This window comes from Guptibacillus hwajinpoensis (genome assembly GCF_005144865.1).
GTDB classification, from domain to species: Bacteria; Bacillota; Bacilli; order Bacillales; family Guptibacillaceae; genus Guptibacillus; species Guptibacillus hwajinpoensis_A.
Map to the genome: position 1 here is coordinate 1,003,020 of NZ_SWFM01000001.1, position 19,575 is coordinate 1,022,594.

The following is a 19,575-nucleotide window of genomic DNA, read 5'->3' on the forward strand; positions in this document are numbered from 1 at the left end:
TTAATGTATAGTGCATCTATTCCTACTTCATCTTCTCCATAATCTCTTCTTTGATCTCTATTGCTTCTTCATCATCAGGTGCTAACTCAAGGTATGTATTCATCTGATTTAAGGCTTTATCGTATTTTTGTTGCTCTTCATATATGAGCGATTTATTAAAATGAATCGATGGAACAGGCACGTTTTCATTCTCGATGTCATTGTAAACGGCCAATGCTTCATCGATATTACCTGCATCCTGAAGTTCAGCAGCTTCTGAGAACTTCGGTGTCATATATGAGTAATATACTTCCTCTTCAAAAGTCGCACTACCAAATCCGTAAATCACCATAACTAGAACAAAGAGAAGAGCATGTCCCCAGCTAACGCCCCCACGCTTTTTAATCACTTCAAGACGTTCATCTCGGTCTGGATAAAGGTCCTTCAACTTCTTTACTTTACTTAGCGCAAAATCAAAATAAAGTTTATTCGCAAACAATGCCAAAACAATATAAGCAGGTCCCATTGTTGATCCTGGTAGTGCTTTCTTAAAGAATACAATCGACAGAACATCCACAACGACAATTATACTCAGAAACACGTATGCATAGACGTTCATTTTACGGTATGTAAACCAGAATAAACTTAAGAAAAAAGACGCCCAATTCCATGAAATAGGTGATTTCTTTGTAGATAACTTCTCCCACTTCTTTTTATAAACCTTTTCCCTTTTACCTGTGAACGCCAACATCTCTTCTTGTGTTTCTTCATCTAGCTCAGTGAACTTAATTTCTCTCTTATTTCGATTAAACCAACCCATTGTACTCCCCCAATTCCTATTTTCATCCTTTTAAGAATACGGGAGCAGCTAAAGAGAGACAACCTTATTTGGTAAAATAGAACTCGTCATTAAAATGGGCAAAACAGATAGACTCTCTCGCCACAATGAGCAATAGAGTCTCTATTAGTTAGCACTTTTTACTTTTATCTGGAATAAACAGCTTTGGATTACTATCAGAACATCGTGAGCTTTTTGTATTAGAAGTGCATGTATCGTTAAAAGGATATGGAATGGCTTGTTTATATGGAGGCGGCTGTAACCTAGCGTGTAAATCCTTAAAGTATGGCGTATCAATCTTCTTACCACTAGAGTTACGTTGACGACTTAATTGCGCGACAGCAATATCTCCTATTTGTCTCCCCATTACTAGTGCAGCATCGTTATCCACTTTGAAATGAACTCCTGCATAGAGTCTAGACACAGCAGCTTCTTCAGCGAGTTGGTGGAGTCTTTTTGCCTCTCCTGGGAAAAAGTAGCTTAAAATCACTTCAGCGCAACCCGCAATTGCAGAATGACCAGATATATAAGTCGGGAATCGCGGCGTACACAAAATCGGTTCAAGTTTCTGATCATACTGGATTGGACGAGCCACGTCCCACAAGTATTTGTAATACCAGCCAACAACGAATGTGTCGTTAATTCCTGCTTGTACTGCCTCTAAAATTCGTGCAGCATAAGGCGGGGTTACGCCATACGTATCAATTAATCTATCGATGATTGGCGTCCACTGTTTCGTTGCAACTCCTGTCCCCCAGTACTTAGCAATTTGGATTTGTCTAGGCGTAATGTTATCTAATGTTTCTTGTACAACTTTCAATTCTGCTTCCCAGTCTATATCATTTGGATGTGGAATTCTAAAACGAATAGGACCATTGGGACTATAAAATCGACTTCCCCTTCGTTTAATAAAGGTAGTGGGCCATGATCCAGCAAGGGGATTGACGGGATCATTCGGTGGCTTTGTTTCTCCGCCGTATGGCACCTCTGACCATTTTAAATATCTACTCATATTATCACCTATTTTTAGATTATTGTTCTAGCAGTAGCTTATATATAGTATGTATTTGAATGAAAATGGCGTGTACATTTGTTTACTTTTAATATAAAAGAATAGCAAGCTAACAAAAAAGACGTCTCCTATTATGGAAGACGTCTTACTTTCAATTTTCACACTTAAAATTCTATTAGATTGAAATAGAATGTAAAAAGAAGTTTAGCTTTTTTAAAAGATAATGCTCTTTATCAACTATCCTTGCACTAAATAAAGGCTCTGATGCTACAGTTTCTACAATAATGATAGCCAATAAATCATATGGTGTCATCTGGATGATTGTAGATTCCTCCATTATCTCATTATCACAATGGTAATCAAGTAAATCGGATTTTAATAAGTAACATCATACCTTCACCCCTCACCTATTTCCCCTTACTATCTCCCTTCTTTTAACGGTCTATCTTCTTTTTTTACCAACCGCAATCGAGTAAGTGCAATTCTAAGCAACTGCTTTTTTTCATGGGCAGGTAATGATTCTGATAACCTGGCAACCGCCACAGGAAGTAACCATGCTTCTAGCTGTTTTTTGATTGAGTGGCATACGTTTTCGATATAAAGAAACATAAAGACTGCTTAGAAATTTGCGAAAAACGATTTGAATTTTATAAGCGATCGGTGAAATTTCCGGGGAAAACCCACCATATTTTAATAAAAGCGTCGTTCTCGCAACATCAGCAACAGGGTTTCCAACTGTTGCATCTAACCAGTCAATTGTGACGGGACCTTTTGGTGTAATCAAAACATTATCAGGATGAAAATCACCGTGACAGAGTGCTTTTTCATCTGGTAAGTTGGTTAATTCTCGTAACACCATCAATTTCTCTTCCTTTGATAACTCCTTTACACTTTGAATTTTCGTTTCAAGAAAATCTGTTAGCAATGGTAGAGACAGATCTGCTTGACTGTGAATCTTCGTATGTAAAGTGGCCATGGTTCTCAATCCGTTAACTAGAGAGAAAGGATTATTCATCATCGCTGTTAGTGGAAGGCCCTTAATGTGTTCATATATTAATGCACGTTTCCCTTGGATTACCGTCTCTCCGTACACTTCTGGAACAAGAAGATCAGTAAGGCTTATTTCGGAACTCTTTAGGCGCTCTTTTTCTATGGATACTGATGAAATGTGATCATAGTAAAGCTTGGCTACTTTTCCATCTTCCAGTCCAACCACTTGAGCTGTCTGTCCAACTCCAAGTACCTTATCCTCATGCAACATTAGCACCTGCTTTCAAGGAACATTTCTTCATCTTATGACAAGCTCTAATCTCCTCAATAGAGCTTTTTCACAAAAACAACTCGCTCTCGGTCCGGTCCGTCGTAATTCGAGTGAACCGCAATCCCATTCACAACGCGATTTCCACCTTCAATCTCAAACCCCATTCTGATGTGATAGGCGATCGATGTTTTATTCACTGGAGAGGTCACGCACCGCACAATACTACGACCATAGAGCTTAATCGTTTTGAAAAACTCGTGATACAACTGCTTCCCGATGTTCCGGCCTCGATAATCTGGATGAACACCAACAAAGTGGATATATCCTTCGTGAAGGTGAGTCTAGGATAAGAAACCAATAAGGAATCCGATGATCTCGCCTTCCTCTTCTACCACAAAGCTCGTCGACGTAAAATGATCAAAGAACAATTTAGGCAACATGTCTTCCATTTGTCTCCCACTCCACCAGTCGTTGATTAAGGGAGATACAACGTAATAATCGGACTGTTTCACGTTTCGAATTTGCATAGGCACCTCGCTTATCTGCTTATATGTAATTTCAAAGGTTAGGACTAATTAGTCGTCGATTAATCTTTCACTTAAATACCTGGCCATTCTCGTTTTTCCATAGAATAAATAGCCATATACATTTTCACCCATCTATCTAGATACAACGTAGATGTTTAAACTCCTCTTTTTTATAAGTGGGGGGTCAGGTACGTACCTGACCCCCACTTCACTAATACATTAAAGCACATCCCAATGTTTACCTTCTAAATCAAAAAAGGAATGGTTCACTAATGATAAAGAAATGGAGAGTGAGAACATGAAAATTAACGCTGAAAAAAATCTTGAAAACTATCGTAAAGGAATAGAACAGTTAAGCGAATATCTACCTGATGCAATCAACGAGTACAATCGTTTCACAGGTGAATCATTTGAAGCTGGAGAAATTGATCGTCCGCACAAGCATTTAATGGCTCTAGCTATTAGCATTAAAGACGGTGACGAAGCGAGCATCACGTACCATATGGACCAATGTGTAGCAATGGAATGCACCGACCAACAAATCTACGAAACAATGGTCGTCGCTGCTGGTTATGGCGGAGGTTCCGCTATGAGCCAGGGAGTGACAGCAGGGCTAGAGATTCTAAATCAACTGCGTAATCGATAGAAAAAAAGAGAGGGGGGCAGATATGTGCCTGCCCCCCCTTCTCTTTTTTACTGTCTTCACTTACATTGAAGAAAACCACATGGATTTTAGCGCTTTAACGAAGCGGGGGACAGACCCGCACCTGACCCCCATTATGTTAACAAAACAATCTTCCCAAGCTTCCCTGACTTCTTGAAATAGCTTTGTGCTTCCCTTGCTTCTTCAAGTGGGAAAGTTCGATCAATGATCGGTTTGATTTTGCCTTCTGTTACAGCCTTCATAAGGCGTTCAAATTCGTCTCTTGTTCCAAGGACAGAACCGATCAGTGTAATGTGCTTTAAGTACATTGTTCTGAAATCGAGCTCCGTTTTCTGCCCTCCTGCAGATCCAGACGTGCAGAAGCGCCCGCCTTTCCGTAGAACTTCAAGAGATGTATGGAACAAGGCATCTCCAACGACGTCCAATACAGCATCAATTGGACCACCGTTCGCTTCGATTATCTCCTCTGCCAAGTTATCTGATTTATATGATAGAACGTGCGTTGCACCGAGTTCCTTCATCTTCCCTTCAAGTGACAAATCACCCACGATAGCGGTAACCTTTGCACCAAACACGTTCCGAGCGATCTGCACATTGAGTGAACCTACGCCTCCATTTGCACCTGTAACCATCACGGTTTCACCAGGCTTGATGCTAGACTGTTCAACCATATGCCACGCAGTCATCCCGCTCACTGAGAACACAGCACTCTCTTCATAATTAGGAAGAGCCATCGGAAGACATAGTTCAGCTGGCCAAACAACGTATTCCGCATAACCCCCATCGTACTCTGATCCGATAAACGACATGTCTTCAGAAATATGTTCGCTACCTGGTTCACCGCTTGATGTAAAAGGAAACAGCACTACGTCTTCTCCCTTACGCTTCGCGTCAACATCCGCTCCAACGTCTACGATTTCTCCAGTAATATCTGAACCAGGTATTCTAGGAAACTGTACTCCTTCTGGTCTCCATCCAGATTTACCCTCGGTTCCATACGCTCCTTCTCGCATCCAAATTTCTGTATTATTGATTGCACACGCCTTCACATTAATGAGTACTTCGTTTGCTTTCGGTATCGGTATATCCCTCTCGACTACCTCTAATTGTTCCAAACCACCATATCCTGACACTTGAACTGCTTTCATCATTTATGACCACCTTGTCTTTTTATCATCAAAACTATCTTGCACCTCTTAGGGATTATTCCCGAATCTAAGAGGTTTAATGGGAAATATATAAAGAATGTTGCCTCTTCCCGAAAATAAGAAAACAGGGTAGCCCCATCTCTACTCCCCTGTTTTCCTATTCTACTACCTTTAATCCTAACAACTTCGCAAATCCAATCGCCTGATCAGGAGAAACGCTACACCCTTCTAGGCACTCGAAATCAACATGAAGGCGTTCAAAAGTACATGTGCTGATGTCTACACCATTTAGTGACGTTTGAACGAAATGAACATCATTAAGATCACAATCGGAAAAGATGACTTTCGTGAACTTGCTATTATGATAATTCGCTCCATGTAACGATGTGTGATCAAATTGCACTTGCTTAAAACGCGCATCAGTAAAGCTACTTAAATTCCCCATGCAACTAATGAATGATACATTCCCTAAATTCGCTTCCGAGAAGTCAGCGCCCATTAATTTGCAATCTTTAAATGCCACCCGGTGAATAAGTCCTTCCTGAAAACTCACATTGGAGAGATTGCAATTATCGAAGATCACGTCCACCATATCAATCCGAGGAAACGCAGCATTCGTAAATGTCACATTTTTAAAGACGACTTTTGATAAAATAATTTGGTCAAGCTCCTCGTTATCTAGCCGTTCACCGGTAATCATGCAATTCATTAACTGTAGATCCTCATCACGATAAATATCACGAAACGATCCCTCTTCTAGAACCGACGGGATTTTTGGTTGCTCTAGCTTTATTTTTGTCGCCATACAAACACCTTTCATAACATTCATTTTGATACTAAGAAAGATACCATATTGAAGTTTATTGAGTAAGACTGTTTTTTCTCAATCAAATGTGTACCTTTCAAAAAGAACCTATTGCTTAATTAAGCAAAACGCATGCTCCCGAATGGATATCCGCGAAAATCCTGATATATCCGCGATATTTTTGTTTTATCCGCGATTTCACTTCTTTTATCCGCGAAATCTTCATTATATCCGCGAGAAAACAAAAAACCACGCTCTCTTCCCTTAAGAGCGTGGTTTTCCAAGTTTCCTATTCTTTAATCGAAGCATTAACAGAAGACGCATTCGAAATCGAGACGAGGTGATCTCCATCTCCAACAGATAACGTGGCAGACTGATTTGGCTCAAGCCCCATTACTTCATCGCCACTGCTCTTTGGAATTTCCCCAGAAGCATTTTCCGAATAATCCCATTCAGATTCTTCACCGTTAATATACTCCACATGTTCTAAATTAACGGTCAGGTTTTCGTCTCTCGAGAGATTGATCGAGACTTCTGAAGCATTCGAGACGTCCCATGAGCTCACAAGCGTTCTTGGTTTAAGCGTTAACCCGCCGTAAGAACTAATAACTTCAAGTTCAGTGGTTGATGGCACAACGAGTGTAGCCTGCATCGTGCTTTGGCGCGTCACCAAGCCTTGTCGTTCAGGGAGATCCTGAAAGGTGACATAAAGTGTATCACCCTTCACCTTTGTAAAAAGGTACTCTTCAAAATTTGCGAGAAGAGACTCATCGTTTATCTCCTGAGCTCGATACGTTCCAAACACACTTACTTCTTTATCAGAAGAACTTTCAATCGTGACTGGCTGATTCCCTGTATTAACAAGGATTCTTTTAATATCGTCCCCAACAGCCTGGTTATACGCTGGAAGACTTGTTGTTTTCACTTCGCCATCTAGATATGAACCTACATGATCAAGTAAACCGCTTGCTTGAAAGACCGTAAAACCGATTCCAACCGTTCCAATGATTCCAACAAAGATAATACTAAGGAAATCGAATTTTAAATAAGGCTTTTCCGTACGAGATTGCACGAAGTAAAGAAGCGTTTCGACACCCAAAACAATTAGCAACACCGGCCACCAGCTAATGAACACGTAAGCGGTGTCCCACTTAAAAACTTGTGAAAGCAATAACATCACACCTAGAAACAGGAGACTTGCTCCCATTGAAATCGTTCCTACTCTCCATGTTCTCATGACGCTATTCCTCCCCCATATTCGCTTTCTTTTTGCTTCCACCAAGAAGCTTAACGCCTCCGATAATTAGTAGGGCACAAACAATTCCCGTTTGCATGTACTGACCGAGGTTATATAGATTGACCTGAAAATAATCATTCACATATGGCGCTAATGCCGGTAAGACAATATTCGTAATCGGGTAATAGATCCCGATGAAGATAAGTGCAATCCCAATCCACTTCTGGTGATTGACGAAATAGGAGACAATCGGTTCATCTTCCATTGGTTCTTTGTTATGACGGGTTGCGCGCTGCAAGCCATCGAAGAAGCTAAAGAACCAGATGATCGGAACTAGAAAAAGAAAGATGCCAAGACGAAGGGCGTCCAATATATAGATTGAGAAGAGAAACGCCGCCATTAATTGCACGCCTCTGCGCTGGTACCCGAGATAGAGATGCCCAGCGCCCGGGAACATTGATAACAGCGTTGCAAGCACAACACTTTTTTTACCACCTTGATGATGATCTTCAAAATCTTCAAGAATCGAGCGATCTTTCAAGTCTTCTCCCGCCTCTTTCTTGTTCAACAACTGCATCGTATCAAAGAAATTGTATACCCAAATCACCGGAAGAATAATAAGAAACACAACAAATCCGCCGGTTCCTGTGATGAAGGTGACGAACAGAATCATCGCTGCGACACCAAGAAATGATGCTAGAAATGTCACGCCTCGGTTCATTAATCCAAGTTGGAAATGACCGAGTCCTGGCACCATCGATAGAATAATTGTATAGAAGCGTTCTGAGCTTAACGGCGCGGTCTGCTCCTCGCTCTGTTGTACACTTTTGGATGCGGTCAACGCTGTGTGGATAATGCTTACCACATAGAGTAAAAATCCAGCACCAATTGACAGAACAAAAGCTTCTGGCATCCATAACGCGCGGTTTAATACATATCCAAAGGGAATGGACCCAATAATCGTAAGAGAGAACAACACTCCTCTTCCAACCTTACCTAAATACATCAATCCAACTCCCGGCAGAAACGCTAGCAAAAATGCGATAATCGGGTTTTTATTTTTTACCATGTTCTTGTACCTCCTCTATTTCTGTTCTTCCACACGATCAATCAAGCTCGTCGTTTTATTTAATACGTCTTCCGTAAAAGAAGAACGCTGATTCTGTTCGAATTCTTTCGGTACTGTTGTCAGCTGCGAGAAGACACCTGTCGTCATAAGAAGGAATGTCATCGCAGCAGCTAGTACATAGTGAAATGCTCGATTCTCATACCATTTCTTTTTAACTGGAATAGCTTCGACAGGTTCAAACGGAATTTGTTTCATAAGTTCATCGGTATAGAGTGAAGGATTTTCAATCTCAGGTAGCTCTTCTTCTATACACTCAATCGCATTCATATAGAGAGTAAGGCAGTGCTCACAATGATCGAGATGGTTCTCGTATTCTGTTTGTTCTTCAACATCCAGCTCATCTCGTGCATATCGCATCCACTCTTCCAACGTGTAATGATTCATTGAAAATCCTCCTCCTTCCAATGCTTTCTAATCCACAATCGCGCTCGGTACAGCTTCATTTCAATCGTTTTCACCTGAACGTTATGTTCTTCTGCTAACTGTTGATACGTTTTTTCTTTTATGTAGTAACCTTCGATGACATCACGGTAGGCAGCCGGTGCCTGTTCAAGACTCTTTAAAACGAGCTGCTTTTGCTCCTTTTGAAGTACGCTTCGTTCCACGAGATAATTCTTTGGAGTGTCGGTGTCTATGCTGATCGCAAACTCATCAACTAGCTCCTCACTTCGTCTCGCTTTCTTCCTTTTACAATCAATCGCGTGTCGAACGGCAATTCGTGAGATCCACGTTTTGAATCCCTGTCCTTCATAGCTAGGGAGAGAGGTATAGATCTTAATCCAGACTTCCTGGGAGGCATCCTCCGCATCCTTCTGGTTACGAAGTACTCCGTAAACGCTCTTAAACACAAATTCTTTATACGTTTCAATCAGCAGCCGAAACGCCTGTTCATTGCCATTCTTCGCTCGATGAATCAATGACTCTTCCAACCTCTCCCCCCCTTTCATGCGACGTTACCTATATAGACGAACAAAACAAAGAAACCCCTACACTTTTTCTCAAAATAAATGTATTTTTTTGATCGACTTCTAAAATAACCATTAATCTACCATTTCTATTTTACACAAAAAGAGGGGTCAAAAGAGGGGTCAGGTACGTACCTGACCCCCAATACATTAAACCACTAAAGACCATTTTCACTACTTGTCCTCACCCCTTTTATTCTATTGCATATTCTATTAAAGAGAGTGATAGATTACCTCTTAACTTGAAAAACAGGAGTGATAACTATGTCTGGATACAATAACAGCTTCGCTCTAATTGTTGTGTTGTTTATTCTATTGATCATTGTTGGCGTTGCTTTTGTAAACTGCTAATATCAATGACCAAAGCAAGGGGGTCAGGTTCGTACCTGACCCCCTTCAAAAGACCTATAAACAAAAAAAGCACCTCTTCAATATAAGAGGTGTGCTCTTTAAGTATTTTCCGCTTTTATGATCTAACTCAGGGCTTGCCCACATTCTAAGTTTGGTGAAACATTTACACGCATTCGACACAAAGTGCAAAAGCCTGAACTGTTCACCTAATTGAAAGGGACAATGATACATAGATGAAACCGATTTGGATTCAAGTGAAACGCAATGGAAACCAGTGTCCCTTCATACTATACAATAACCACTTCTAGAAACCAGTTAAGAGGTTCATAGAGAACTCTCCTTCTACTTGTTTCTATCCTAACCGTGAGTATCTCTTCCTTCTTCTTCGCTTTGCATCCCTGATTTCATTCTCCACCCAAGAAGAATAGTTCTGCTTGTAATGTCTCGAATGGTCATCTATCTCAAAAAGACTTTTGCAAGGCTTTGATTTTTTGTCCCGTGCAGAATAGCGAATGAATTTATCTTTACCACCTGAGTATTGATCGCACTCTTCATGATCATCATAATCAAATTTAAATTCAAGTTCATTCTTGTGTTCTTCATTATGATCACAACCACATTCCCTTTCATGCTTGTGCTTCTCATGATCATCGCAGCCACATTCACGTTCATGCTTGTGTCTCTTGTGATTCTCATGATGATCATCATGAGAATCACACTCACATTCATCATCATGTTTCCGATGGCGATATTCTTCATAATGGTGACCGTAATCTTCATATTTTTTACGACGCGAATGGAAATGCTCTTCATGTTTTTCAATGTGGAATTTTCCTGGAAACTCAATTGCGCAAATCACCACAGAAACGTAGAACGATCTGCAACTATGCTCCGTTAGATGAATATCCTCTACTGCTATAAAAAAGTCCGCACAATCAGTTTCCGCCTCTACCACTATGCAAAACGGAATAGAAAAATGAGCTGTGTGAACCGATTGACAAGGTGTATTTGCTTCATACATGATTTTAATGTTTTTTATTGCATGGATGACCCATTTGCATCCCGATCGCTTTTTTATTAATTTAATATCCTTTTTATGGATCGTTACAAAGATGTCCAGTACCTCTTCTAAGTCTGGCTTAGCACAAGGGATCGTCAATAGATCTGTTTCGCAAATCGTTACTACGTCACACCTCGATGTTACTTCTGGGTACATATGATTTGGCGTTACCCCGTGAATATTGTAAAACCAATCATTCATTCTTTTATCCCCCCTCTAGCTAACCATTTATCTATTATGCTAGTTACACTGTATGCAGAGATTGATTTGCAGTGATTACAATAAGGTTCGCTCATATTTGCACTTCGTATAGTGACATGGCTCATAGTCGTAGCAACAACATTTCACTTTACATACGCGAACGCATTCGCATCTACAGCAGGAGCGATGACAACACTTCTTCTCGTAATACCTATCGTGGCAACAATAATCCCGCTTATAGTATTTGGTACAGCATTTTTCCTTATAGGAGAAGCACGATTTCGACTTGTGACATCTACTACACATAAAGAACACCTCCCTTTGGATTAGAATATGAATACTTGAAATGGGAAGTGTGGACATCTAAAGCATTTTCAATAAACTAGTTCATTTGTCTATTCACACTTATCTCTATTTCCATAGTCTATTGTAAGAAAAGGAGGTAAATCATGACAGGCTATAAGAATTTTAACGATCGTCCTCGTAAAAAGCGATCAATATATGAAGAATCTCACAATAGTCAACAGTCTTCCTATTATGCCTCTCAGGGTCCTAAAGGGGATCCAGGTCCAAGAGGCGATAGTGGATGCTACGGACCTCCTGGAGCACCTGGATATCCTGGTTATCCAGGACCGAGAGGTGACGCAGGAGCTCAGGGACCTAAAGGTGACGGAGGATCAATGGGGCCATCAGGACCAGTTGGATATCCAGGATACCCTGGCCCGCAGGGGCATTCAGGGCCAATGGGTGTTCAAGGACCTAAAGGGGATCAAGGACCTCTAGGACCAAGCGGACCACAAGGGCCAAAAGGTGACAGTGGATGTATGGGCCCTCCAGGACCACAGGGGCTTCAAGGACCAGTAGGACCTAAAGGGGATAAAGGTGACCAGGGACCTGCGGGGTGTGCTGGACCAGCTGGACCAGCCGGACCTCAAGGAATTCCGGGACCTCCAGGACCTCCAGGGTGTTGCGAATGTAAAGACTCAGGAGGATGTAACGATTGTTGCTGTCCAGTTCCAGGACCTCCGGGGCCTCCAGGACCTGCGGGGCCAGAAGGACCTACAGGACCCACGGGACCACAAGGACCTCGAGGAATTAGCTGTCCTCGCTGTGACTTAATTAAAAATGGCGGTTTTGAACCTAAAATTTCAAGTGATTGGACGGTTCAGTGTCTAGTTTCAGACTCTAAAGATACTACTGAGTTTGATCCTGCCAGTAACCTTTTTTACATGGCACACAGTGGTAAAAACTCAGCTTGCCTAAGACCTACTTTTAATGGAATTGAATGGGAGAAGGCTGTACTTGCACAAGTAGTAACTGTAGATCCTGATTGCTTCTATGAATTAAACTTCTGGGGAGCTAGATTCGATCGCCTTAACGGCAATGTTACCCCACCTAGTTTAACCACGACTGCATATGTTTTCTGGGGAGATAGAACAGCGGATGTCCAGGATATTTGTGGAATGGACCTAAGTGGTGCGGCAATGAAAATATGTAACCCACCAGGGGTACCTAATCAAATTATTGTAAATCCAGACCCTCCAGTAACAGACGAAGAACAGGTTCAAAATTACGATTTTGAATCCTACCGTACAGTCCAGAGCTGTGATTCCCCAGTACCTGATGGCACAACACAAGCAACGATCGTTTTTGTTGCTGAAGAAACAAACCCATCACCTGCTGCAACAATCGGCGGAGTTTGGTATATCGACGATGTTATTTTCGCATAAAAAAAAGGAGGTTAAAAAGTGAGTTATTTTGAACAAGAAGACATTATGGTAAGTGGTCTATGTGATGTAGACGCATTCGATTTAACTGGCCCAGGGAAATACTGGACACAGCTATCTGTCCAGGAAACACTCATTCTACCAGAACAAAAATTTGATATTGAACAGTTAAATTCTATAAATATTGCAGTAAGGATTGTACGCCAAAAGGTGATTGAAACACCTAACTCAGATGGGACACCGAATCAGGAAGGCAAACTTGTAACAGGTAGAAAATTAATCGTGGAAGGCGAACTATGCCAGACGATTTCTTATACTGCTGATGTTGATGAGCAATCTGTTCACTCAGCTCAATTTGCTGTACCTTTCTCAGCGTTTATTGTTATCGGGGAAGATACACCTTTAACACAAAACTTTCAAGTTAACAGTTGTGTAGAAGACGTTTTTGTAGAGGATTTCACAAATCGTACTATTTTCAAAAATGTAACCGTACTGCTTCAAGCAGTAGAAGCTCCGGCAGTTGGATGCCCGGAAGACCAACATTGATTAGGAGAGTGAAATGATGAAAGCCAACTTAGGTCAAGTAAATTGTACAGTTACTGGAAATTATGTAGAATCGCCACACTCTTCTTGTGATGATCAGCCATTAATCATTACAACTGGAGAATGCTCAAGCGCCAAAAAAGCAGCACTTTTGGCAGATGGAAATGACACGTGGACGCAAATTTTCGTTCCTGAAGTATTGTGTGTACCGTCTCAAAAACCAGACATTGAAGAACTAATGTCCGTAAATGCACGTGTTAAAATCATTTCTCAGCGGGTTATTCGTACGCCTTATTATGAAACAACTCCTGGAGATCCTACAACTGTCGTACCTATCGAAAACGAAGAGGGAACATATTTAACAGGACGCAAACTAGTCGTAGAAGGAATTCTTCGTCAAAAAGTGATCTACACAGCATGCACAGAAGATCAATCTGTCCATAGCGCTCACTTCGACGTTCCATTCTCTGCATTCATTATTCTGCCTGTTGGCACCCCGCTCACAACCCAATATAAAATTGATACGTGTATTGAAGATATCTTCATTAGCCGTACCACGGAGCGACAAATCTTTAAAAACGTTACACTCTTTATTAAAGCGACACCACTTGTATGTCCACCACAAGGAGGAGGTCAATAATGAGCTGCGGTTGCAATAACCATACACGCTGTTCCTGCCAGCCAAACGGCTGCCCGAGTGCCATTCAAATTGTAGGATTGTGTGATCCATCAACAATTACATTTGAAGGACTAGATACAGATGATCGTAACTGGACTGAAGTCTCAATACCTGAAGTACTTCACATCCCACCTCAAAAACCAGACATCGAAACAATTGACAAAGTCTTTGTTCAGGTAAAAATTCTTTCGAAACGCGTCATTCGAACTCCAATAAGTACTGAAGAGAATGCAGAAGGAACAAAACTAACAGGTTGGAAGCTTGTAATTGAAGGCGTAGTTAAACAGAAAGTCGTTTATACAGCTTGGAATGCTGTTCAGTCTGTTCACTCCGCACACTTTACTGTACCTTTCTCAGCTTTTATCATCCTACCAGGAGATACTACTGAAGAAGATCGTTTCTGTGTAGAGACTTGTGTTGAAGACGTTTTTGTTAAAGCGATTAACGACCGAGAAATCTTCAAGAACGTTACACTATTCCTAAAAGCGACAAAAGAACCACCGTTTTGCCCGCCAGTACCACCGCCACCAACACCATAATTCACAAAGAAGAAACACGCTTACACGTCGTGTTTCTTTTTACATAGAGTGGGGTCACATAGAGTGGGGTCAGGTACGTACCTGACCCCACTCACTTATTTTTCTCTATTACATAGTTTCTACATCCATTGCTTAAAGAAGTTTCTCCCATTTCATTAAAGAGAAGGCTCTTTTCGTATATCTTGTTGCTATAAGCGTGGGTTAATTTCCGCTCCAGGATGCTCGCTTTCCGCTGGGCGGGCGATGAGCCTCCTTCCACTCCAATTAGCTAAGTGTGGTTTTTTATATAAAAATTCTCCTAAAAGCAACAATCTCTTAGAAAAGTGCCAAAAGAAAAATATAAAAGGCCTACATTTGTAGACCTTTAAGAGAGAATAGCTTGTCACATTTTAAAATACAAAAACGCAACACAGATGCATTCCCACAAACATACTATTTTAAAGATATTTCCATGTTGCTTTCAGGAAACGGTCCTAAGAGCTAAGCTCTAATAATCCCTACAACATTTATATTTCTTTACCTCACAGCAACAATACTCGACCTTGTAAACTGGCTTGCAAACATATTTCTTGCAACAACAATGAGAATAACAATGATGCTTGTCTTTATCATAAGAATGATCGTAATCGTAATCGTGTTCATGCTTATAACACTTTGAATATTTCTTATGGTTATAAGAACTCTTCTTGCACTTGCTACACAAATCAACCACCTCCCTTTTCAATAGTTTATGAATATTGAATTAAACGGTGTGGATGAACAGCCGTATTATGGCAAATTAATGATAATATCTAGTAAATAGTAAGAGGGGTCTGGCATGCGCCAGACCCCTCTTCTCTCTCCTTATTAAAAATCTATTTACGTAAAATAGTGGGGTAGGTACGAACTTAACCCCACTACCTAAACCCTATTCCATTAACATCTGTAACGCCATTTTCACATTCGTCATCGTCTTTACCGACGAAATTTCAATGCCTGTCTGAACAGCCTTTTGAGCTAATTCAGGTCTGAATCCTGTATAAATTAACGTAATTCCAAGCAAGCTCACAATCGCGTTAATTTTGAAGAGGAACTGAGCGACCACTTCATCGAAATTGAAGATACCTGAAAGATCTATAATCAAATGAGTTAAACCGCGCCCCTGAATTTTCTTTGGTAGACGATCAAGCACTTGATCGCTTCGGCATTGATCCATCACCCCAACGAGCGGGAGAACCGCTATGCCATCTAAAACGGGTACAAGTGGAATGGATACTTCATCAATGACCTGTCTTAACTTACGCTGCGCTTCTTTTCGAGGCGTAATATCCCGAACAATTGACTGTATCGCTTTTGTTTCACCGAAATAAACAGGATGACAATACAGCTCTACCTCGACAAGTGTTCCATCCATCCGATAGATCGTCGTTTCAATGAGCTCACCGACAATATTTTCTTCCTCGTTCTTTCTTATCCGTTCCACGATAAAATCCTTGTATTCATCAGTAAAAAGATCAACGATATTGGCTCCAATAATGTTCTCTTTCGTTGCTCTTAAAAAATCCGCACCCGCCTGGTTTATATACAGGACCTTCTGTTTGGAATGAATAACGGTCGTCTCAAATGAATATTCAACAATCTGCTGATACATAGCTTCTTTTTGAATCACGGATATTTGCTCATCACCCTTAAGCTGTTCCACTCCACCACTCACCCTTCTCATCGTTAGTTATAATTGATAGAGTACCTCTCACCGGCCATAAGGAAAAATTTGTATAAACTCAGACTTATTTACCAGAACAAGCTACATTACCTTAAAATTCTACAAAAAATGGTTAATTCCTTTTTACTATCAATCTTTCGTAGGGGGGTCAGGTACGTACCTGACCCCCACCGCTTTAAACCACTAAACAAAGAAAAGAATTGAAGTATCACTATTCGTTTGAAATAATTGGTAGGATGCTTGATTAATGGAATTGATTAACTTTACAAACGGAGGTTTTTGAGATGATTGAAGCAGCACAAAACTACTGGGATCACTACTGGAGGGAAAGAGAAAAACCCCAATCTGTCACAGCCTGGCAATTCGGTGATGCCCCAGATCAGCTCGCTAACCTAGTAAGGAATGGAATCAAAACAGCTACGTGCTCAGCGTACATTTTTTACGAGTTAGAATCAGAACCGTTACCTACAACTCAAGATTATAGCGTTATCCTAAACAGCCAGAACGAGCCGGTAGCGATCATTAAAACAGTCGAAATATCCATTCTCCCAATGAATGAAGTAACAGAGGAATTCGCAGCGGCTGAAGGCGAAGGCGATCGCAGTTATGAGTACTGGTGGAATGTTCATGAAGCGTTCTTCACATCTGAATTAAAGGAAGTTGGACGGGAGTTTTCGGATGATCTGTTGGTTGTGTGTGAACGGTTTGAATTGATTGATGTGAAATGAAGGGTGATGTTATCCCTAAAGGGGGTCAGGTACGTACCTGACCCCCTCCCCATCCTCCTCTCAACCAAACTTCCTTCGATAATGACCCAACGCAAGCAGCGGCCAAATATACCGGTAGCTGTGGTAATGGATGTAGAAGCCCCCCGCCATCCCCTGTCCTTTTGGATAGTTAGTCGTCCAGTCGTCTCTTTCGCCGTTTTCTAATAGAAATTCAATGCCTCGTTCGATTTCTGGTAGGCGTTCATCCGCACATGCAATGAGAGCATCGACTGCCCAGGCCGTGTGTGTGAGGGTACTTGCGCCAAGTGGCACATACTTTCGCTCGATGTCACTTTTGCAAGACTCTCCCCATCCACCGTCATCGTTTTGAATGCTTTTCAACCAATTTACTGCTTTCTGAATTGTTGCCTGCTCCATCGATCGAACAGCTCTCATCCCAGTCAGCGCCGACCACGTTCCATATATATAGCAAATGCCCCAGCGTCCATACCAGGACCCATCCTCCTTCTGATTGTTCACTAACCAGTTAATTCCCGCTTTTACACTCGGGTGGTTCTTATTTAATTTCGTAAACGTTCCGAAGAATTCAAGCGTTCGCCCTGTGAGATCCGCACTTGAAGGATCGAGCAATAAATATTCTGCGCCTTGAAGTGGAAGTGCGCTCAATAGTTTGTTATCGATGCCTCTCTCAAAAGCCGGCCACCCACCGTCACTGTTCTGCATCGACATCACCCACGTACTCCCGCGATCCCATGCACCCCGATAGTCTGGATTCCTTTTCGCGAGATGCTTAATCGCTCTTAGTGCAGCCGTTGTGTCATCAACATCTGGATTGATCGTGTTAATGTTCGAGAATCCCCATCCACCTGGAAGTGTATCCGGATTATGCACCACCCAGTCTCCATATAAAAGCTGCTGCTTCTCAAGCAAGTAGTGATTCGCTTTTTGAATCGGTTCAATTGAAGGAAGAACCCCCGCTGCTTGCATCGCGTAACTAATAAGCGTTGTATTCCATACATTAGCCGTCGTATATTGCATATGTGTTAGTCCATCAATCTTAACCTGCATCGATTGAAGCCCTTGAATTGCCTTTGTAATGACGGGATGCTTTTTCGAATAACCAAGCGCCATTAGTGCAAAAATCATTAGAAAGGTTGAACTAAAATAACTTAGAAACGTTCCATCCGGTTCAATTCGATCCAGCATGTATTGCTCTGCCTTTTTTAACGCAAAGAGTTTGTTATACCTCGGCTGTCCTGAGTAGGTTGTCGCATTTTCATCTTCAGTTCTATCTGAAACTGGTTCGACAATAAGATCAGATAAATCAGGTCCACCTGTGTCCCTCAGACTGAATTTTTTGTCTGCCAGAATTAAGATCGGAATCAAATTTGAACGACCAAACACCGAAATATCATACATGTTCAGCGGTGTGGATAAAGGCTGTACTATGAGTTCGAGTGTGAAAGGATAGTCTCTAGGCCAGGGGACTTGCCCGGTAATCGCTAGCAATATCGTCGAAAACATTCCTGCGTTTGCAAGTCCTCCATTGGAAAGAATATACCTCTTTACGATCCTCATATCGGCATCATTTTTCGATTTATATCCCGAAGAAAGAAGGGCGTAGTATGCATCCAGCGTCACGTTGAAATTCGCTTCCTCTTCATCAGGAAATAACTTCCATAGTCCAGCCGAATCTCGCTTACTTAAAATTCGTTCAACAAGGGAACGAATTAACTCTTCATCGTGGATTTTCATCATTCTTAATAAAATAATCATATAAGCATCCGTTGTAATTCCTGTCTCAAATGGATAGTCCCAGTCCCCACCAGGTAACTGATCCTTCTTTAACGTTCGCACGATCTGGTTGATTTCTGATTCCACTTTTGCCCTCACTTCAATCAACCCTTTCCGATAGAATGCCTCATTTCTATACATATTCTTAGGTAATGGGAACCATTCAAGAAAGGAAGAAACCATGAGCTGCAGGACCTGGTCTCCATAACGGCAACTAACAAAAAAATAAACCGAGCTCAGCAATGTGCTGTGCTCGGTTCAAAACTAACCTATTAGTTCGTTTCAGACGTTTTCATGCCATCAATTGAAAATAGATCACTTCCACTTAGACTAAGCAGGACGGCTAGAGCAAGTAAAGAAAGATCATATTCCCAACCAGCCATTTGACCATTTCCGAAAAATCCAACCATAGGAATTTTTACAATTACAATCGCGCCGATCATAATGATTCCAATAAGGATCGATGCGATCCTCACTTTGAGACCTACAATTAAAGCAAGTCCTCCAATAAGTTCAATTGCCGCTATGATATAAGCAAGAAATCCAGGCAATCCAATCATGTCCTGAAACATTCCGACTACCCCTTCGATTCCCATCCATTTCTGAATACCATGAGCAAGCATAATAATACCAAGAACAACTCGTGCAATAAGGAGTCCATAACCTACTGCCTTCTGATTCATCTT

21 protein-coding genes and 1 pseudogene are annotated in these 19,575 nt (G+C 41.4%); 7 read left to right on the forward strand and 15 right to left on the reverse strand.

What is annotated here, in order from left to right:
- Positions 1–22 precede the first annotated feature (22 nt).
- From FBF83_RS04985 to FBF83_RS05005, 4 genes and pseudogenes are all read right to left on the reverse strand, one after another.
- Positions 23–799 carry a DUF2628 domain-containing protein gene (locus tag FBF83_RS04985; RefSeq protein WP_136946008.1) on the reverse strand — a complete coding sequence of 259 codons (777 nt, stop codon included), beginning with the start codon at positions 797–799 and terminating at the stop codon, positions 23–25.
- A 148-nt stretch (positions 800–947) separates the two neighbouring features.
- Complete coding sequence (locus tag FBF83_RS04990) at positions 948–1,829, reverse strand: vanadium-dependent haloperoxidase (protein WP_136946009.1); 882 nt, start codon at positions 1,827–1,829, stop codon at positions 948–950.
- Between the two features lie 502 nt (positions 1,830–2,331).
- On the reverse strand, positions 2,332–3,090 hold the full coding sequence (locus tag FBF83_RS05000; RefSeq protein WP_136946010.1) for a phosphotransferase family protein: 759 nt from the start codon (positions 3,088–3,090) through the stop codon (positions 2,332–2,334).
- A gap of 53 nt (positions 3,091–3,143) precedes the next feature.
- Positions 3,144–3,617: pseudogene (locus FBF83_RS05005) on the reverse strand (GNAT family N-acetyltransferase).
- Positions 3,618–3,915: 298 nt separating this feature from the next.
- On the opposite strand from FBF83_RS05005, the gene FBF83_RS05010 reads away from it, so the two are divergent.
- Entirely contained in the window at positions 3,916–4,263 is a 348-nt protein-coding gene (locus tag FBF83_RS05010; protein WP_169525187.1) for a carboxymuconolactone decarboxylase family protein, read from the forward strand.
- Positions 4,264–4,394: 131 nt separating this feature from the next.
- Here the strand turns inward: FBF83_RS05010 and FBF83_RS05015 are convergent, their stop codons facing one another.
- The 6 genes from FBF83_RS05015 to FBF83_RS05040 all read right to left on the reverse strand — a co-directional run bounded on the left by FBF83_RS05015 (position 4,395) and on the right by FBF83_RS05040 (position 9,547).
- On the reverse strand, positions 4,395–5,429 hold the full coding sequence (locus FBF83_RS05015; protein ID WP_136946486.1) for a zinc-binding dehydrogenase: 1,035 nt from the start codon (positions 5,427–5,429) through the stop codon (positions 4,395–4,397).
- A 157-nt stretch (positions 5,430–5,586) separates the two neighbouring features.
- Positions 5,587–6,234, reverse strand: a complete 648-nt coding sequence (locus tag FBF83_RS05020) for a pentapeptide repeat-containing protein (RefSeq protein ID WP_136946012.1) — start codon at positions 6,232–6,234, stop codon at positions 5,587–5,589.
- Between the two features lie 289 nt (positions 6,235–6,523).
- Positions 6,524–7,471, reverse strand: coding sequence for a LiaF transmembrane domain-containing protein (locus FBF83_RS05025; protein ID WP_136946013.1), 948 nt, complete (start codon positions 7,469–7,471; stop codon positions 6,524–6,526).
- A 4-nt stretch (positions 7,472–7,475) separates the two neighbouring features.
- Entirely contained in the window at positions 7,476–8,540 is a 1,065-nt protein-coding gene (locus FBF83_RS05030) for a DUF6677 family protein (protein WP_136946014.1), read from the reverse strand.
- 15 nt (positions 8,541–8,555) lie between these two features.
- The gene (locus tag FBF83_RS05035) at positions 8,556–8,984 is read right to left on the reverse strand and encodes a hypothetical protein (protein WP_136946015.1); all 429 of its coding nucleotides are present in this window, start codon (positions 8,982–8,984) and stop codon (positions 8,556–8,558) included.
- Entirely contained in the window at positions 8,981–9,547 is a 567-nt protein-coding gene (locus tag FBF83_RS05040) for a sigma-70 family RNA polymerase sigma factor (RefSeq protein ID WP_136946016.1), read from the reverse strand. Before FBF83_RS05040 ends, FBF83_RS05035 begins: the two co-directional genes overlap by 4 nt.
- 282 nt (positions 9,548–9,829) lie before the next feature.
- Here FBF83_RS05040 and FBF83_RS05045 point away from each other — a divergent pair, with 282 nt between their 5' ends.
- Entirely contained in the window at positions 9,830–9,916 is an 87-nt protein-coding gene (locus tag FBF83_RS05045) for a YjcZ family sporulation protein (protein WP_136946487.1), read from the forward strand.
- Between the two features lie 352 nt (positions 9,917–10,268).
- On the opposite strand, the gene FBF83_RS05050 is transcribed toward FBF83_RS05045, so the two are convergent.
- Entirely contained in the window at positions 10,269–11,177 is a 909-nt protein-coding gene (locus FBF83_RS05050) for a DUF3794 domain-containing protein (RefSeq protein WP_136946017.1), read from the reverse strand.
- Between the two features lie 449 nt (positions 11,178–11,626).
- Between FBF83_RS05050 and FBF83_RS05055 the strand changes: the two genes are divergently transcribed.
- Genes FBF83_RS05055 through FBF83_RS05070 form a run of 4 tightly spaced genes read left to right on the forward strand, consistent with a single transcriptional unit; the run spans position 11,627 to position 14,665 of the window.
- On the forward strand, positions 11,627–12,907 hold the full coding sequence (locus FBF83_RS05055) for a collagen-like protein (RefSeq protein WP_136946018.1): 1,281 nt from the start codon (positions 11,627–11,629) through the stop codon (positions 12,905–12,907).
- 18 nt (positions 12,908–12,925) lie between these two features.
- Entirely contained in the window at positions 12,926–13,450 is a 525-nt protein-coding gene (locus FBF83_RS05060; RefSeq protein ID WP_136946019.1) for a DUF3794 domain-containing protein, read from the forward strand.
- A gap of 16 nt (positions 13,451–13,466) precedes the next feature.
- Positions 13,467–14,087: a DUF3794 domain-containing protein gene (locus FBF83_RS05065; protein WP_169525189.1), complete on the forward strand. Its 621-nt coding sequence runs from the start codon at positions 13,467–13,469 to the stop codon at positions 14,085–14,087.
- On the forward strand, positions 14,087–14,665 hold the full coding sequence (locus tag FBF83_RS05070; RefSeq protein ID WP_169525190.1) for a DUF3794 domain-containing protein: 579 nt from the start codon (positions 14,087–14,089) through the stop codon (positions 14,663–14,665). Before FBF83_RS05065 ends, FBF83_RS05070 begins: the two co-directional genes overlap by 1 nt.
- A 516-nt stretch (positions 14,666–15,181) precedes the next feature.
- Here the strand turns inward: FBF83_RS05070 and FBF83_RS21255 are convergent.
- Positions 15,182–15,307: a hypothetical protein gene (locus tag FBF83_RS21255; protein ID WP_255435895.1), complete on the reverse strand. Its 126-nt coding sequence runs from the start codon at positions 15,305–15,307 to the stop codon at positions 15,182–15,184.
- A 265-nt stretch (positions 15,308–15,572) separates the two neighbouring features.
- Positions 15,573–16,346, reverse strand: a complete 774-nt coding sequence (locus tag FBF83_RS05075) for a PAS domain S-box protein (RefSeq protein ID WP_240687978.1) — start codon at positions 16,344–16,346, stop codon at positions 15,573–15,575.
- A gap of 305 nt (positions 16,347–16,651) precedes the next feature.
- Between FBF83_RS05075 and FBF83_RS05080 the strand changes: the two genes are divergently transcribed.
- Positions 16,652–17,095, forward strand: a complete 444-nt coding sequence (locus FBF83_RS05080) for an ASCH domain-containing protein (protein ID WP_136946023.1) — start codon at positions 16,652–16,654, stop codon at positions 17,093–17,095.
- 60 nt (positions 17,096–17,155) lie between these two features.
- Here the strand turns inward: FBF83_RS05080 and FBF83_RS05085 are convergent, their stop codons facing one another.
- Together FBF83_RS05085 and FBF83_RS05090 are read right to left on the reverse strand one after the other, a co-directional pair.
- Complete coding sequence (locus FBF83_RS05085; RefSeq protein WP_136946488.1) at positions 17,156–19,030, reverse strand: prenyltransferase/squalene oxidase repeat-containing protein; 1,875 nt, start codon at positions 19,028–19,030, stop codon at positions 17,156–17,158.
- A gap of 131 nt (positions 19,031–19,161) precedes the next feature.
- The gene (locus tag FBF83_RS05090; protein ID WP_136946024.1) at positions 19,162–19,572 is read right to left on the reverse strand and encodes a DoxX family protein; all 411 of its coding nucleotides are present in this window, start codon (positions 19,570–19,572) and stop codon (positions 19,162–19,164) included.
- Positions 19,573–19,575 lie beyond the last annotated feature (3 nt).